A 15,834-nucleotide genomic window follows, 5' to 3' on the forward strand; every position below is an offset into this window, starting at 1 on the left:
CTTCGATGAAAGTGCGTCAGTTGGACTTCGCCGTGATCCACACGGTGAGGGCGACGAGCGCGCCGATTCCGAAGATCCAGATGAACAGGCCCTCGGAGACCGGCCCAAGCGAACCGAGCGTGAAGCCGCCGATCGGGACGGTGTTCTGCTGCCAGACGAGCGCGGCGATGACATCGCGCTTGTCCTCGGTGCTGAGGTTCATGTCGCCGAAGACGGGCATGTTCTGCGGACCGGTGACCATGGCCGCGTAGATGTGCAGTGCGCTGGTCGAGGTCAGCGCGGGGGCGTACTTGCCCTCGGTGAGCGCACCACCGGCGGCGGCGACGTTGTGGCACATGGCGCAGTTGATGCGGAACAGCTCCGCACCGTGGGCGATGTCGACCTCGTCCTTGGCGTTCTCCGGGTTCGCCTCGCCGGCGGTCACCCAGTCCTCGGGGTATTCCGGTCCAGGGGCGACGGACTGCACGTAGGCGGCCATCGCGCGGATCTGCGCCTCGGTGAACTGCGCCGGCTTCTGCGGAGCCTGCGGCCCCTGCATCTGCAGTGGCATGCGGCCGGTGGCCAGCTGGAACTCGACGGACAGCTCGCCGACGCCGATCAGGCTCGGGCCTTCCTCTGTTCCCTCGAGGTTCATGCCGTGGCAGGTGGCGCAGTTCGCGGTGAACAGCTTCTGGCCGTCTTCGACGGTCAGCTCAGTCGATGCGGCGGTCTGCGCGTCGGTGGTGGATGCCATCGCTGCTGATGCACCGGCGTAGACGCCTCCGGTGAGCAGCAGTCCGGCGCCGATCAGGGCAGCAGCGGCGAGTGGGCTGCGACGACCGCGCGAGCGGTGCTTCTTCTCTCGTGCCATTTCGAAAAATCGCTCCGCTCTTATTTCAGGAAGTAGATGACGAAGAACAGGGCCACCCAGACGACGTCGACGAAGTGCCAGTAGTACGACACGACGATCGAGGAGGTCGCCTCCTTGTGGCCGAAGTTCTTGACCGCGTACGCGCGCCCGATCACGAGCACGAAGGCGATGAGGCCACCCGTGACGTGCAGGGCGTGGAAGCCGGTGGTGATGTAGAACGCCGAGGCGTAGGAGTTCGCGCTGATCGGCAGACCCTCGGCGACGAGCTGGGCGTACTCCCAGACCTGGCCGCTGACGAAGATCGCACCGAGGGCGAAGGTGAGCCAGAACCACTCGACCATGCCCCAGCCGAACAGGCGACGGCGGCCGGCCAGGTTCAGCTGGCCCTTGGCGATGCGGTACGGCTGCAGGTCCTCTGCGGCGAACACGCCCATCTGGCATGTGAACGACGATGCGACGAGGATCGCGGTGTTCACCGCGGCGAACGTCACGTTCAGGAGTTCGGTCTCCTCTGCCCACATTGCGGGGGAGGTGCTGCGCAGGGTGAAGTAGATCGCGAAGAGTCCCGCGAAGAACATCACTTCACTGCCGAGCCACACGATGGTGCCGACAGCGACCGGATTGGGGCGCTTGATGGTTCTTGCCGCCGGGGCATACGTCGCTGAGGTGGTCACCCGTCCATTATGGCCGATTCTTCGCCGCGATTCTTGCACCTGGGTGACCTGTTTCGCTGTTCCAGCACTTAGGGGAACCTAAGAAGATCCTGCGAATCCGCCTGATTTAGCTGGGAATCCCCAGATGGCGCGCCAGTCCCCAGACCATCGCGTCTCGTCGGTCGCGTCATATCGAAACGCCAACTTTCCACACGCCGTTAGGATCGCAGGCATGGCTGACTCCCTCACCTGGCCCGATCTGCTCACCACGCTGCTGCAGCGACGCGACCTCAGTGTGTGGGAGTCGACGTGGGCGATGCGCCAGGTGATGCAGGGCAAGGTGTCCGACGCCCAGCTGGCCGGCTTCCTGATCGCGCTGCGCGCGAAGGGCGAGACGATCGACGAGGTGGTCGGCTTCCGTGATGCCATCCTCGAGGCGGCGGTGCCGCTGCCCGTGTCGTCCGACGTGCTCGACATCGTCGGCACCGGCGGGGACCGCGTCGGCACGGTCAACGTCTCGACGACTGCGGCAGTGATCGTCGGCTCCATCGGCGTTCCCGTCGTCAAGCACGGCAACAGGGCGGCGAGTTCGTCCTCTGGGGCCTCCGACGTGCTCGCGGCTCTCGGGCTTGACATCTCCCTTGACCCTCAGCGCGTGGCATCCGTTCTGGAACGCACCGGCATCACCTTCGCGTGGGCCGCGGCATTCCACCCCGGCTTCAAGCACGCCTCTGGTGCTCGCGCGGCCCTCGCGGTGCCGACCGTCTTCAACATGCTCGGTCCGCTGTGCAACCCGGCGCGCGCCGAGGCCAATGCCGTCGGCGTGGCCCAGATCGATCGGGTGCCGCTGATCACCGGCGTCTTCCGCACACGCGGCGCCACAGCGCTGGTCTTCCGCGGCGACGACGGACTGGACGAGCTCACCACGACGGGGCACAGCAGGATCTGGGAGGTCGCCCGCGGCGACATCCACGAGCACGATCTGGATCCGCGCGACATCGGCATCCCGCTGGCTGATCTGTCTGACCTGCTGGGCGGTTCGCCGGAGCACAACGCGGCCATCCTGCGTCGCACGCTGGGGGGTGAGTCCGGAGCTGTCAGGGACATCGTGCTGCTGAACGCCGCCGCAGGGATCGTCGCCTACGAGCTCTCCCACGACTCGACGCTCACCCAGGTGCCGATCGTCGAGCGCCTGCGAGACGGATACGCGCGTGCCGCGGCCGCCGTGGACGACGGTCGCGCTGCGGCGAAGCTCGAGGAGTGGATCACGGTGACGCGGGAGTCGCAGCCGATCTGATCGGCGCCGGACAGGAGCAAGTGATGGATGCCGTCGAAGCACTTCTTGAGATCGCGACGCTCCTGGAGCGCGAGCGCGCATCCCGCTACCGCGCCAAGGCATTCCGGCAGGCGGCCGATGTGCTCGCCGGCCTTCCTGCCGACGTGCGCGACGACCCGACCAGGCTGCGGGCGCAGAAAGGGATCGGCGCATCCACGTTCGAGGTGATCCGGCAGGCTCAGCGGGGCGACACTCCTGATTACCTCGTCGAGCTGCGCGGGGTCGTGGAGCCGGAGCTGCGTTCCGCTCTGCGCGCGCAGCTGCGGGGTGACCTGCACAGTCACACCGATTGGTCCGACGGCACGACGTCAATCGAGACCATGGTGGCGGCAGCCCGCGCGCTTGGTCACGAGTACCTGGCGATCACCGACCATTCCCCGCGCCTGCGGGTGGCGCGCGGTCTCTCGGCCGAGCGGCTGCGCGAGCAGCTTCCGCTGGTGCGCGCGCAGTCCGGTTACGGCCTGACGGTGCTCGCCGGCATCGAGGTCGACATCCTCGAAGACGGCGCTCTCGACCAGACGCCGGAGCTGCTCGGCGAACTCGACATCGTCGTGGCCTCCGTCCACTCGAAGCTGCGCATGGAATCCGGGCCGATGACGCGGCGGATGCTGGCGGCCGTCGCGGACCCGCACGTGAACGTGCTGGGGCACTGCACCGGTCGGCTCGTGCAGGGGGAGCGGGGGACGCGTCCGCAATCCGAGTTCGACGCGCGAGCGGTGTTCGCCGCCTGCGCCGAGCACGGCGTCGCCGTGGAGATCAACTCGCGTCCTGAGCGTCAGGACCCGCCCGACGACCTGATCGCGATCGCGCTCGAAGAGGGATGCCTGTTCTCGATCGACTCGGACGCGCACGCCCCTGGGCAGCTCTCACTCCTCGACCACGGCGCGCAGCGCGCCGAAGCCGCAGGCGTGCCCGCTGAGCGCATCGTGACGACGTGGGGGCTGGAGCGGCTGCGGGCGTGGGCTGCCGGCTGAGCAGGGCCGCTGGGGTGGACAGCTGAGTCGGTTCAGCTGACGGACGCTATGGCGCTGAGGGCGCGGGTCATCGAACCGCCGAGGTTCCACTTCTCTGCGAGGGCTTCGGCAGCATCTGTCTCGGCCGGGTCGAGGGGGCGCAGTCGCGTGCCCGGCGCTGCGATCTCGAGCGCGGTCGCGACGCGCACCACGGTGGGCGCGACGTCGAGGTAGCCGGCGGCTGCCTCGAAGCGGGCGGATGCTGACGCGCTGAGCTCGCCGTCGGCCACCGCCGCGCGGATGCCGGCGAGGTCGCCGTAGGTCTGCAGCAGCGTCGCCGCGCTCTTCTCTCCGACGCCCTTCACTCCGGGCAGCCCGTCTGACGCATCGCCCCGCATCGTCGCGAAGTCCGCGTACTGCGACGGCAGGACGCCGTACTTCGCGACGAGGGTCGCGTCGGTGATGATCTCGAGATTGCTCATGCCGCGCGCCGTGTAGATGATGCGCACGTCGCGGGCGTCGTCGACGAGCTGGAAGAGGTCGCGGTCGCCGGTGACGATGTCGACGGGGATCGTCGATCTGGTCGCCAGGGTGCCGATGACGTCATCTGCCTCGTGCTCGGCCACGCCGATGATCGGGATGCCGAGCGCGCCGAGCGCCTCGCGGATCAGCGGGATCTGCTGCTCCAGCGGATCGGGCACCTCTTCGACGTCGGGTCCAGCCGGCACGGCCTCGACCACGCGGTGCGCCTTGTAGCTCGGGATCAGATCGACCCGCCACTGCGGACGCCAGTCGTCGTCCCAGCAGGCGATCACCTGAGTCGGCTGATACAGCGTGACGAGCTTCGCCACGATGTCGAGAAGTCCACGCACGGCGTTCACCGAAGTGCCGTCCGGCGCCTTCACCTTGTCCGGCACTCCGAAGAAGGCTCGGAAGTACAGCGAGGCGGTGTCGAGAAGCATCAGTCGGTCCGTCACGGGATCAGCCTAGAACAGGGGGAGCGCGACGCGCCCTGGTTCTGATAATCTGAAGTGTCACCTGTGGCAGGCACCCGCGTGCCCGCGTGACATCGCAATCCAACATCCAACCGCTTCGAGCTCCATGCTGGCATGCCGAGCCTCGGGCCTGACTATCCATTCACAAGGACAACCCACTACATGACTAGCGCAACGACCGCCCCGGCCACCAAGCAGGTCGCGATCAACGACATCGGATCTGCCGAGGACTTCCTGGCCGCGGTCGAACTGACCATCAAGTCTTTCAACGACGGCGACATCATCGAGGGGACGATCGTCAAGATCGACCGCGATGAGGTTCTGCTCGACGTCGGTTTCAAGACCGAGGGTGTCATCCCCTCCCGTGAACTCTCCATCAAGCACGATGTCGACCCCAACGAGGTCGTCGCCGTCGGCGACCAGGTCGAGGCCCTCGTTCTCCAGAAGGAGGACAAGGAAGGCCGGCTGATCCTCTCCAAGAAGCGTGCGCAGTACGAGCGCGCCTGGGGAGACGTCGAGAAGATCAAGGAGAACGACGGCGTCGTCACCGGCACCGTCATCGAGGTCGTCAAGGGTGGCCTCATCGTCGACATCGGCCTGCGTGGCTTCCTGCCCGCATCGCTCATCGAGCTGCGCCGCGTCCGCGACCTCACCCCGTACCTCGGTCAGGAGATCGAGGCCAAGATCCTCGAGCTCGACAAGAACCGCAACAACGTGGTGCTCAGCCGCCGCGCGCTGCTCGAGCAGACGCAGTCGGAGTCGCGCACCACGTTCCTGAACAACCTTCACAAGGGTCAGGTCCGCAAGGGTGTCGTGTCGTCGATCGTCAACTTCGGTGCGTTCGTCGACCTGGGTGGCGTGGACGGCCTCGTGCACGTCTCCGAGCTGTCCTGGAAGCACATCGAGCACGCCTCTGAGGTCGTCGAGGTCGGCCAGGAGGTCACCGTCGAGATCCTTGAGGTGGACCTGGACCGCGAGCGCGTCTCCCTGTCGCTGAAGGCGACGCAGGAGGACCCGTGGCAGGTCTTTGCCCGCACCCACGCGATCGGCCAGATCGCACCGGGCAAGGTCACCAAGCTCGTTCCGTTCGGTGCGTTCGTCCGTGTTGCGGATGGCATCGAGGGCCTCGTGCACATCTCCGAGCTCTCCAGCAAGCACGTCGAGCTGGCTGAGCAGGTCGTTTCGGTCGGCGAAGAGGTCTTCGTCAAGGTCATCGACATCGACCTGGAGCGTCGTCGCATCTCGCTGTCGCTCAAGCAGGCCAACGAGTCGGTCGACCCGCACGGCACCGAGTTCGACCCGGCCCTGTACGGCATGCTCGCCGAGTACGACGAGAACGGCGAGTACAAGTACCCGGAGGGCTTCGACGCCGAGACCGGTGCGTGGAAGGACGGCTTCGACACTCAGCGCGAGGCTTGGGAGCAGGAGTACGCTGCCGCCCAGGTTCGCTGGGAGGCTCACAAGGCTGCTGTCCTCAAGGCCGCCGAGGAAGAGGCTGCTGCCGGCGACGACTTCGCCGCTGCGCAGACCTTCACCAGCGACTCCGGCGCCGGCACGCTTGCTGACGACGAGGCTCTCGCGGCTCTGCGCGAGAAGCTCTCGGGCGGCAACAGCTGATCCAGCGCTCACCGCTGAGAACGGGCCGTCACTCACCTTCGGGTGGGTGGCGGCCCGTTCCGCATCCGGATGGAAGAATGAGCGGATGCCACTCATCGCACTGACCGGCGGCATCGCGTCGGGCAAATCGACCATCGCCCGCCGGCTCGCGGAGCTCGGTGCCGTCATCGTCGACGCCGATCAGATCGTGCGCGATGTGCAGGGGCCGGGATCGCCCGTGTTGGATGCCATCGCCGACGCATTCGGCGCGCAGATGCTGCTCGAGGACGGCGCGCTCGATCGCGCGGCACTCGGTACCAGGGTGTTCGGCGATGACGCCGCGCTGAAGCAGCTGAACGGCATCGTGCATCCCGCCGTCCGTGCGGAGTCGGCCAGGCAGTTCGCTGCCGCTTTCGCCGCCGATCCGAATGCCGTCGTCGTGTACGACGTGCCGCTGCTGGTCGAGGCGCGTGCGGATGACCCCTGGGACCTCATCGTCGTGGCGGACGCCCCGGCCGAGGTGCGCCAGCAGCGGCTCGTCGAGCTGCGGGGGATGGATGCCGAGGCCGCCCGCGCCCGCATCGCATCGCAGGTGTCGGATGCTGCGCGCCGCGAGATCGCCGATGTGGTCATCGACACGGCGGGCACGCTCGACGCGACGGTCGCGCAGACCGACGCGCTGTGGCGAACGCTGACGGCCACCGCATGATCGCCGAGTATCTCGCCGCCTATGACCGCCAGCTGCGAGGGGACGTGGAACTCGCCGGTGCGCACGACACAGCGTCGCTCGGGCCGCTCCGCGTCGCGGTCTTTCCCGGTGGCCAGGGCTTCATCGGCTATCAGCATCTCGGCGGAGCCGATGCCGATGGCGTCCGAGGCCTCGTCGACGCCGCACTCGCGCATTTCGCCTCTCTTCCCGGCATCCGATCGATCGAATGGAAGACCAGGGCCCACGACCACGCACCGGGACTGCATGACGCGCTGATCGCATGCGGATTCGTTCCGGAGGATGCCGAATCGATCATGATCGGGGAGGCGTCGCTGCTCGTGCAGGAGGTCGCCCTGCCGGACGGTGTGACGCTGCGCCGAGCACGCTCAGACGACGAGGTGATCGCCATGGAGCGGATGCACGGCATCGTCTTCGGTCATCGCGAGTGGCACGCCCGCGCGGACGAGATGATTCGGCGGCTCGCCGAGGACGAATCCATGGAGCTGTGGACGGCGGTCGTCGACGACGAGGTAGTCAGCGCCGGACGCCTCGAGCCCGTCGTCGGAACGGAATTCGCCGGGCTGTGGGGTGGTGCCACCCTGCCGCAGTGGCGGGGACGTGGCATCTACCGGGCGCTCACCGCGCAGCGCGCAATGGCGGCACTCGCCGGCGGCAAGACCTACCTGCAGTCCGACTCCACCGAGTTCTCCCGCCCGATCCTGGCCCGGGCCGGACTGGTGAAGGTCTCCACGACGACTCCCTACGTCTGGACCTCGCCGGTCTGCTGAGAGCGCTCGCTGCGCCGCCGTGCGCGCCGGCGGGTCATGACTACCGCCGCGATGACCAGGCCGACGAGCAGCAGCAGGGCGACGACGGGGAGGATGATCGCCGCGGCGGCCAGCGCGAAGGACGCGCCGTCCTCTGCTGTGCTGAGCACGGGAGCCGCAAGGCCGCCGCTGACGGTGTTCGCTGCCACGCGACCCGCGGCCTTCACCACGTGCACGACCAGGGCGATGATGATGCCGACGACGATCGGGATCCAGGTGTGGTCGGAGAAGAATGCGGACGGATCGTCGACCGCGACCGTCTGCGCACTGGTGCCGGCGCCGAAGGCGATGCCGCCAGCCGCCGGACGGATGACCGTCTGCACCACGTCGTTGATCGAGTCCAGCGCGGGGATCTTGTCCGCGACGATCTCCAGCACGAGCAGAGCGCCGATGATCCACAGGGCGATGTCGCTCGAGAGCCATGACCAGCCGGCCGGCAGCACGACGGCGGGGAGCAGTCGATCGGAGAGACCGAGCAGGAACAGCGGCATCCAGGCGTTGAGGCCCGCCGATGCTGCGAGGCTGCTGCCGATGATGAACTCGATCACGCGTTCACTCTAGGGCGCAACGTCGGTGACCCCTCGTAGGCTGGAGGGATGCAACCCACGCGCAGCGTCCGTCCCTTCGAGGTGGTCAGCGAGTACATGCCGGCCGGTGACCAGCCGCAGGCGATCGCCGAGCTCGCCGCACGCATCAACGCGGGCGAGACCGACGTCGTCCTGCTCGGTGCGACAGGAACCGGCAAATCCGCGACCACCGCCTGGCTCATCGAGCAGGTGCAGCGACCGACCCTCGTGATGGCGCACAACAAGACGCTCGCAGCGCAGCTCGCGAATGAGTTCCGCGAGCTCATGCCGAACAATGCGATCGAGTACTTCGTCTCGTACTACGACTATTACCAGCCCGAGGCGTACGTTCCGCAGACCGATACCTTCATCGAGAAGGACTCCTCGATCAACGCCGAGGTGGAGCGCCTTCGACACTCCACGACCAACTCGCTGCTGAGCCGCCGCGACGTGGTCGTGGTCTCGACAGTGTCGTGCATCTACGGTCTCGGCGCCCCCGAAGAGTACCTGCGTGCGATGGTGGCGCTGCAGGTGGGGGAGCGCTACGACCGCGATGCCCTGATCCGACAGTTCATCTCGATGCAGTACAACCGCAACGACGTCGACTTCTCGCGCGGCAACTTCCGCGTGCGGGGCGACACGATCGAGATCATCCCGGTGTACGAAGAGAGCGCGATCCGCATCGAGCTCTTCGGCGACGAGATCGAGGCGCTGTACTCGCTGCACCCGCTCACTGGCGAGGTGATCGCCAAGCTCGACGCCGTGCCGATCTTCCCCGCGTCACACTATGTCGCCGGCACGGATGTCATCCAGCGCGCCATCGGCACGATCGAGGCAGAGCTCGAGGGTCGTCTTGCCGAGCTGGAGCGCCAGGGAAAGCTGCTCGAGGCGCAGCGGCTGCGCATGCGCACCACATTCGATCTCGAGATGCTCCAGCAGCTGGGGTTCTGCAGCGGCATCGAGAACTACTCCCGTCATCTCGACGGACGTGAAGCCGGCGAGCCGCCGCACACGCTGCTGGACTTCTTCCCCGACGACTTCCTGCTGGTGATCGACGAGTCGCACGTGACCGTGCCGCAGATCGGGGCGATGTACGAGGGTGATGCCTCGCGCAAGCGCACACTGGTCGAGCACGGCTTCCGGCTGCCGAGCGCGATGGACAACCGGCCCCTCCGGTTCGACGAGTTCAAGAATCGCATCGGCCAGACCGTGTACCTCTCCGCGACGCCGGGCAAATACGAGATGGGGATCGCCGACGGCGTGGTCGAGCAGATCATCCGCCCCACCGGGCTCGTCGACCCCCACATCGTCGTCAAGCCGTCGAAGGGGCAGATCGACGATCTGCTCGAGGAGATCCGGATCCGGGTCGAGCGCGACGAGCGCGTTCTGGTCACCACCCTCACCAAGAAGATGGCCGAGGAGCTGACGGACTTCCTCGGCGAGCACGGCGTGCGGGTGCGGTATCTGCACTCCGACGTCGACACGCTGCGGCGCGTCGAGCTTCTCACCGAGCTGCGAGCCGGCGTGTACGACGTGCTGGTGGGCATCAACCTGCTGCGCGAGGGCCTTGACCTTCCTGAGGTTTCGCTTGTCGCCATCCTGGATGCCGACAAGGAGGGCTTCCTGCGCTCAGGCACGTCGCTCATCCAGACCATCGGGCGCGCGGCGCGCAACGTCTCGGGTGAAGTGCACATGTACGCCGACAACATGACCGACTCGATGGCGAAGGCCATCGAGGAGACCGATCGTCGCCGCGAGAAGCAGGTCGCGTACAACACGGCCAACGGCATCGATCCGCAACCCCTGCGCAAGCGGATCGCGGACATCACCGAGGTGCTGGCCCGCGAGGCAGCGGACACCGCCGACATGCGGGCGGGGCGCGGCAAGGCGGGCAAGAGCGGCAAGGGCAAGTCGCCGACACCGAACCTGCGGCGCACCGGGATCGCCGCTGAAGGGGCGCAGCAGCTCGAGGACACGATCACCGATCTGTCCGATCAGATGCTCGCCGCTGCCGCGGAGCTGAAGTTCGAGCTCGCCGCGCGCCTGCGCGACGAGGTGCAGGACCTCAAGAAGGAGCTGCGGGCCATGGAAAGGGCTGGGCACGCGTGACGAGATCGACTTCGCGGCGCGAGGCGGGAGATGACGGCTGATGGATGACGCGGGGATCGAACTCGCGGATCGGGTGCGCGCCCTGCTGATCGGGGAGCCGACGCTCGAGGAGAAGCGCATGTTCGGCACCCGCGCGTTCCTCGTCAACGGACGCATCCTCGTCGGCGCGCGCGGCGGCGGAACGCTGCTGGTGCGGCTCACCGACGAGCACGGTGCGGCGCTGCTGATCGAACCGGGGGTGCAGGTGGCGCTGATGGGTGCGCGCACGATGGGCACGCGCTGGCTGGATGTGGATGCCGGGGTGATCGAGGATGATGACGCGCTGATCGGCTGGATCGATGCGGCCCGCGAGGACAACGCCGCGGAGGGCGCGTCTCACGGAAGCGACGCCTGATCAGGGGCAGTACATCAGCGGCTTCGGACCGCTCCGGTCGATCGAGTGCAGGTTCATCGCCTTGCCGCACAGCGGGCAGGCCCGTTCCGCGCGCTCTTCAGCGCTGGGTGGCAGCGTGGACTCGTACGGTCCCACCGAGGCAGGCCCCGCGAATTTGATCAGATTGGTGTTGAACCATGCGTAGAGGCCACCGGCCTCGCGGATGCGGGTGCGCAGGGGAATGTGGTTCGGATCCTTCGCCATGATCATTAGTGTACTAACTATTTGTACATGAATATAATCGAGACATGACCACCGACGACGAGCTGCTCCTCCTGCAGAATCAGCTGTGCTTCGCGATGGTGACCGCAGCGCGGAACGTGGTGGCGATCTACCGCCCGATCCTCGAGCCGCTTGGCCTCACACATCCGCAGTACCTCGTGATGCTCGCACTCTGGGAACGCGCACCCCGGTCGCTCAACGATCTCGCCAGAGAGCTGGCCCTCGAACCGGCGAGCGCCTCACCGCTGGTCAAGCGACTCGAGAAGGATGGGCTGGTCGAGCGCACGCGCAGCACCGAGGATGAGCGCCGGCTCGACATCGGTCTCACCGCCGCGGGCATCGCGCTTCGTGAGCGGGCCCTGGACGTGCCCCGTGCGGTGATGGCGAAGGTCGGCGCCGACATCCCATCCGTGACAGCTCTGCGCGAGGCGTTGAAGCCGTTCGCGGGCCCCGCCCCCGTGGAACGCTGACCCGCACCGCCACCCTCGGCGGTCTCGACGGCGTGGCGCCTCCCTTAGGCTGTCAGCATGTCCGTCGATGTTGACCAGAACACCTCTGCGCCAGCATCCCCCCTCCCGGCTCCGGCGAGGCGGTGGGCGGTTCCGCTCGGCGTGATACTCCTCTTCATCATCGCGATGCTCGCCGCTGCGGTGGCAGGGCACCCGACTTTCACTCCGACCGGTTCGGGTCCACGGCCGCTCCCGATCTCCAGTGAGCATCAGACCCTGCCGCCGATGGCCAGCGGTCAGCCGAAACCGCAGCAGGGCGACGACACGATCCTGTTGATCCTCAGCATCCTGCTGCTGCTGTTCGTGCTCGCAGTGGTGATCACCGCGATCGTCCTGATCATCCGGGCGATCCTGCTGTACTGGCACGAGCGTCCGCTGCGCCGCCGCGACGCCGAGAACGCGGACGTCGATGGGCAGGCCGGCGTCGTAGCCGAGCCCGCGCCGGACGAGCCCACCGTGCGGCGCGGGATCGAAGCCGCCCGCGCGGCGATCGCCGCGCATCCGGATCCCACTGATGCGATCATCGCAGCCTGGATCGGACTGGAGCAGACAGCGGCCGACTCCGGGGTAGGGCGAGGTGCGAGTGAGACCCCAGCGGAGTTCACCCTGCGGATCCTGCTGCGCCGCCCCGGCATCGACGGCTCCGCCCGCGCCCTGCTGCGCCTGTATGAGGGCGTGCGCTTCGGAGGGCACACCGCAGACGAGACGATGCGTGCGCACGCCGCACGCGCCCTCGCCGAGATCGAGGAGGGCTGGCGGTGAGGCTGCTGGGAAGGATCGCGGTACCCCTCGGGCTCGGCGCGATCAGCATCCCCGTGCTGATCGCGCTCGGCGTGCAGGCCGAGTTCGCATGGGCGTGGGGCGCACTTCTCGCGGCCGTCGTCGTGATGTTCCAGCTGCGGATGCCGGATGACCCCCGCCTGGACGCGCCTGGCCGCAAGGACGAGCGGTCGTACGTCGGCTCCGACGTCTCCCGCCTGGCATGGGCGATCAACCTCAGCAGCGACTCCGTCAGCGAGGCCGTGACCCGTCGTGTGCGAGCGACGCTGCGCAGACGTCTCGCGCGACGGGGGATCGACCTCGACGACGAGGCACAGGCGGCCGCTGTCGAACAGCAGCTCGGCACGGGTCTCTGGGCCCGGCTGAACGGCCGCCGCACCAGCATCCAGGACATCCGCGACGCGCTCGCCGCTGCCGAAAGACTTGCCCCGTCAGAGACTGACGCGTTCCAGAGGGAGACCAGATCATGAACTTCGACGACATCGCCGAGACCGGGCGACGCATCCGCGGCGCGGTGGCCACCGTGGTGGTCGGCATGGACGACCCGCTCGAGATCGCGCTCGCGACGATCCTCGCCGGCGGGCATGTGCTCTTCGAGGATGTTCCAGGGCTCGGCAAGACTCTGGCGGCTCGCAGCCTGGCATCCGCCCTCGGCCTGTCGTTCCGCCGCCTGCAGTGCACGCCGGACATGCTCCCTGGCGACGTGACAGGGTCGTACGTCTACGCGCCGGACACCGGCGAGTTCGTGTTCCGCCCAGGGCCCATCTTCACCGGGCTGCTGCTCGCCGACGAGATCAACCGCACCACGCCGAAGACGCAGTCGGCGATGCTCGAGGCGATGGCAGAGCGACAGGTCACCGTCGAGGGCAACAGCTTCCCCCTGGAGGCGCCGTTCCATGTGATCGCCACAGCCAATCCCATCGAGTACGAGGGTACCTATGCGCTGCCGGAGGCGCAGCTGGACCGCTTCATGGTGCGACTGTCGGTGGGCTATCTCGACCAGCGTGGCGAGACAGAGGTGCTGCTCGGTCGGGTGCGCCGCCAGCAGGAGGCGACGCACGTCGATCCGGTGCTGGCCCCTGGCGAGCTGGCCCTGTTGCAGCAGGCGGTGGAGCAGATCCATGTCGACCCTGACGTCGCCGCCTATTGTGTGGCGCTGGCCGTAGCCACCCGCAGTGCGCAGCACGTGGCCGTCGGCGCGTCGCCTCGCGGTTCGCAGGCGCTGCTGCTGGTCGGTCGCGCCCTCGCCGCGCTCGACGGGCGCGACTACCTGCGCCCCGATGACGTCAAGCGCATCGCCGTCTCGGTGCTCGCGCACCGGCTCACGCTCACCCCGCAGGCCTGGGCACAGGGCATCGACCCGGCAGACGTGGTCCGCGCGCTCGTGAACACGGTGGCTGTGCCGCCGAGCATCGCCGCCGCGAGGGCGTGAGTGGTGGCATCCGACACTGCGTCGTCGCATCGGGGACAGGGACCGTGGCATCGGCGACCCAGCCCTGCGCTCTTCTTCGCCCTGATCGGCGTGGTCGGTGCGCTCGTGCTCGGCACCGTGCTGTCGCGTCCTGACATCATCGCCGTGGCGCTGCCACTGGCGCTGTGGTCGGCGCATGCGCTGCGGGTGCGGCTGGCTGATGCTGGGATCGACGTGCGGATCGAGCAGAGATCGGATGCTGAGGATGGCCACCTGCATGATGACATCGTCGTGACGACGGATGCGGAGATGGTCGAGCTCGCCGTCATCCAAGCGGAGCGGACGCGACGACGGCTCTTCGTCCCTGGCGTCGCGCGGGTGCGGGCGAACGCGCGGGCGATCCATTCCGGGCCGCTGCGCACGCTGGAGGTCGCCGCGCGGCCGATGGATGCCGACGCCGGCCTGCTCGGTGAACCGCAACCCGGTGTGTCCGTGACCAGAGCCGTGCCGCCGCTGGTGCGCCGCCTGCCGCGCACGCCCCTTGCACCACGGCTCACCGGGCTGCATGGCGGGCACGAGGGCATCCGCCCCGGCCAGGGCGGCGACTTCCGTGACATCCATCCCTTCGCGCCGGGCGACGAGCTGCGCCGCGTCGACTGGAAGGCGACTGCGCGCGCGGCCCGAAGGCCGGGCGAGCTGCTCATCAGGCGCACGAACTCGCTCAGCGATGCCTCCGCGGTCATAGTGATGGACACGGCCGATGATCTCGGGGCTGTCGTCGCCACCTGGGGCATGATCGATCTCGAGCGCAGCGGCGTGACCTCGCTGGATCATGCGCGCAGCGCCGCGCGATCGATCGCCGAGGCCACCATCGGCCAGGGTGACCGCGTCGCGTTCCACACGCTTGCGCAGGGCGGCAGGACGGTGCGCAGCGGCGGCGGCAGCCGACACCTGGCGCGACTGGTCGCCGAGATCGCCGCGAGCGGCCCAGCCGGCGACGATTCCCGGTTCCGGCGCACGCCACCGGTGCCGCAGGGGTCGATCATCTACGTGCTCTCGACGTTCTTCGACGGCGCAGCGGCTGAGATCGCACTGCGCTGGCGTGCGAGTGGTCACCGGGTGGTCGCCGTCGACATCCTGCCCGAGCTCGACCGTCATCGGCTCAGCGAGGAGCGCAGGCTCGCCCTGCAGGTGCTGCTGCTCGAGCGCCAGGACATGCTGCAGGGACTCGCGGAGTCCGGGGTCGAAGGGGTGCGCTGGGCGGACGACCCTGACGGAGCGCTGGCGGTGCTCGCCCGCATGGGCGCACACGCCATGGTGAGCGGAGCACGGCGATGACCCGCGGTGACCGGCTGTCTATCGGCGCGAGCATCCCTGGCTTCAGCCTGCCGGTGCTGGCGGTGCTCACCGCGGTCGGCGGCGCGATGCTGCTCGGTGTGCAGGGCGGGTGGCTCATCGCCATCGCCGTCATCGCCGTGATCGGGGTGATCCTGCCACAGGTCGGCGGGCTGTGGATGGCGGCCGGTGGTCTCATCATCGCGCTCGCGCTCGCACCACCTGATCCGGCGCGCACCGCCGTTGCCATTGCCGCCGTGCACCTGCTGCAGGTGCTGGGTTCGCTGTCGCTCACCATCCCGCTGCGCGCGCGCGTCGCGCTGCGGGCGCTGGCGCCGACCGGCATCCGCTTCGTCATCGTGCAGGCGATCGCGCAGGGCATCGCCCTCGCCGTCGGGATGCTTCCGCAGGTCGGGGCGCTGCCGCTGGCCGTCGTCGGGGGAGGGCTGGCGGTGCTGGTGCTGGTGGCCGGTGGAATCCACATGCTGCGCATGCGCCGCCAGGCGGCGTACCGCGTGCGGCCATGAGCACTGACTACTGGTCCTGAGTC

Annotated in this window: 18 protein-coding genes; 13 read left to right on the forward strand and 5 right to left on the reverse strand. The window is 68.2% G+C overall.

Annotated elements, in window-relative coordinates:
* Positions 1-16: 16 nt before the first annotated feature.
* Both MNR00_RS06815 and MNR00_RS06820 read right to left on the reverse strand, forming a co-directional pair.
* Complete coding sequence (locus tag MNR00_RS06815; protein ID WP_241928399.1) at positions 17-850, reverse strand: c-type cytochrome; 834 nt, start codon at positions 848-850, stop codon at positions 17-19.
* 20 nt (positions 851-870) lie between these two features.
* On the reverse strand, positions 871-1,428 hold the full coding sequence (locus MNR00_RS06820) for a heme-copper oxidase subunit III (RefSeq protein ID WP_347271933.1): 558 nt from the start codon (positions 1,426-1,428) through the stop codon (positions 871-873).
* A 307-nt stretch (positions 1,429-1,735) separates the two neighbouring features.
* On the opposite strand from MNR00_RS06820, the gene trpD reads away from it, so the two are divergent.
* Both trpD and MNR00_RS06830 read left to right on the forward strand, forming a co-directional pair.
* Positions 1,736-2,800, forward strand: coding sequence for an anthranilate phosphoribosyltransferase (gene trpD, locus MNR00_RS06825; RefSeq protein WP_241928401.1), 1,065 nt, complete (start codon positions 1,736-1,738; stop codon positions 2,798-2,800).
* 23 nt (positions 2,801-2,823) lie between these two features.
* A complete protein-coding gene (locus MNR00_RS06830; RefSeq protein WP_241928402.1) occupies positions 2,824-3,813 on the forward strand; it encodes a PHP domain-containing protein in 990 nt (329 codons plus the stop codon).
* A gap of 32 nt (positions 3,814-3,845) precedes the next feature.
* On the opposite strand, the gene MNR00_RS06835 is transcribed toward MNR00_RS06830, so the two are convergent.
* Complete coding sequence (locus tag MNR00_RS06835) at positions 3,846-4,769, reverse strand: 5'-3' exonuclease (RefSeq protein WP_241928403.1); 924 nt, start codon at positions 4,767-4,769, stop codon at positions 3,846-3,848.
* A gap of 180 nt (positions 4,770-4,949) precedes the next feature.
* Between MNR00_RS06835 and rpsA the strand changes: the two genes are divergently transcribed.
* From rpsA to MNR00_RS06850, 3 genes are all read left to right on the forward strand, one after another.
* Positions 4,950-6,404, forward strand: coding sequence for a 30S ribosomal protein S1 (rpsA, locus tag MNR00_RS06840; RefSeq protein ID WP_241928404.1), 1,455 nt, complete (start codon positions 4,950-4,952; stop codon positions 6,402-6,404).
* Positions 6,405-6,489: 85 nt separating this feature from the next.
* Complete coding sequence (gene coaE, locus MNR00_RS06845; protein ID WP_241928405.1) at positions 6,490-7,092, forward strand: dephospho-CoA kinase; 603 nt, start codon at positions 6,490-6,492, stop codon at positions 7,090-7,092.
* Positions 7,065-7,880 carry a GNAT family N-acetyltransferase gene (locus MNR00_RS06850; protein ID WP_347271928.1) on the forward strand — a complete coding sequence of 272 codons (816 nt, stop codon included), beginning with the start codon at positions 7,065-7,067 and terminating at the stop codon, positions 7,878-7,880. Before coaE ends, MNR00_RS06850 begins: the two co-directional genes overlap by 28 nt.
* Here MNR00_RS06850 and MNR00_RS06855 read toward each other — a convergent pair.
* A complete protein-coding gene (locus tag MNR00_RS06855; RefSeq protein WP_241928406.1) occupies positions 7,853-8,467 on the reverse strand; it encodes a DUF4126 domain-containing protein in 615 nt (204 codons plus the stop codon). The two genes, MNR00_RS06850 and MNR00_RS06855, sit on opposite strands and share 28 nt — an antisense overlap.
* 48 nt (positions 8,468-8,515) lie before the next feature.
* Here MNR00_RS06855 and uvrB point away from each other — a divergent pair, with 48 nt between their 5' ends.
* Complete coding sequence (gene uvrB / locus MNR00_RS06860) at positions 8,516-10,594, forward strand: excinuclease ABC subunit UvrB (RefSeq protein WP_241928407.1); 2,079 nt, start codon at positions 8,516-8,518, stop codon at positions 10,592-10,594.
* A 40-nt stretch (positions 10,595-10,634) separates the two neighbouring features.
* Positions 10,635-10,988: a TfoX/Sxy family protein gene (locus MNR00_RS06865; protein ID WP_241928408.1), complete on the forward strand. Its 354-nt coding sequence runs from the start codon at positions 10,635-10,637 to the stop codon at positions 10,986-10,988.
* On the opposite strand, the gene MNR00_RS06870 is transcribed toward MNR00_RS06865, so the two are convergent.
* Positions 10,989-11,231 carry a hypothetical protein gene (locus tag MNR00_RS06870; RefSeq protein WP_241928409.1) on the reverse strand — a complete coding sequence of 81 codons (243 nt, stop codon included), beginning with the start codon at positions 11,229-11,231 and terminating at the stop codon, positions 10,989-10,991. It lies immediately after the preceding gene.
* Between the two features lie 44 nt (positions 11,232-11,275).
* Here MNR00_RS06870 and MNR00_RS06875 point away from each other — a divergent pair, with 44 nt between their 5' ends.
* From MNR00_RS06875 to MNR00_RS06900, 6 genes are read left to right on the forward strand one after another with little or no spacing between them, the layout of a single operon-like run.
* Positions 11,276-11,719 carry a MarR family transcriptional regulator gene (locus MNR00_RS06875; RefSeq protein WP_241928410.1) on the forward strand — a complete coding sequence of 148 codons (444 nt, stop codon included), beginning with the start codon at positions 11,276-11,278 and terminating at the stop codon, positions 11,717-11,719.
* A gap of 57 nt (positions 11,720-11,776) precedes the next feature.
* Positions 11,777-12,520, forward strand: a complete 744-nt coding sequence (locus tag MNR00_RS06880) for a DUF4129 domain-containing protein (protein WP_241928411.1) — start codon at positions 11,777-11,779, stop codon at positions 12,518-12,520.
* Positions 12,517-13,008: a hypothetical protein gene (locus MNR00_RS06885; RefSeq protein WP_241928412.1), complete on the forward strand. Its 492-nt coding sequence runs from the start codon at positions 12,517-12,519 to the stop codon at positions 13,006-13,008. The genes MNR00_RS06880 and MNR00_RS06885 overlap by 4 nt, the downstream gene beginning before the upstream one ends.
* Complete coding sequence (locus tag MNR00_RS06890; RefSeq protein ID WP_241928413.1) at positions 13,005-13,970, forward strand: MoxR family ATPase; 966 nt, start codon at positions 13,005-13,007, stop codon at positions 13,968-13,970. The genes MNR00_RS06885 and MNR00_RS06890 overlap by 4 nt, the downstream gene beginning before the upstream one ends.
* 3 nt (positions 13,971-13,973) lie before the next feature.
* Positions 13,974-15,287 carry a DUF58 domain-containing protein gene (locus tag MNR00_RS06895; protein ID WP_241928414.1) on the forward strand — a complete coding sequence of 438 codons (1,314 nt, stop codon included), beginning with the start codon at positions 13,974-13,976 and terminating at the stop codon, positions 15,285-15,287.
* Positions 15,284-15,811, forward strand: coding sequence for a hypothetical protein (locus MNR00_RS06900; RefSeq protein WP_241928415.1), 528 nt, complete (start codon positions 15,284-15,286; stop codon positions 15,809-15,811). Before MNR00_RS06895 ends, MNR00_RS06900 begins: the two co-directional genes overlap by 4 nt.
* Positions 15,812-15,834 lie beyond the last annotated feature (23 nt).

Source organism: Microbacterium sp. H1-D42 (assembly GCF_022637555.1).
In the GTDB taxonomy this organism is placed as follows: domain Bacteria; phylum Actinomycetota; class Actinomycetes; order Actinomycetales; family Microbacteriaceae; genus Microbacterium.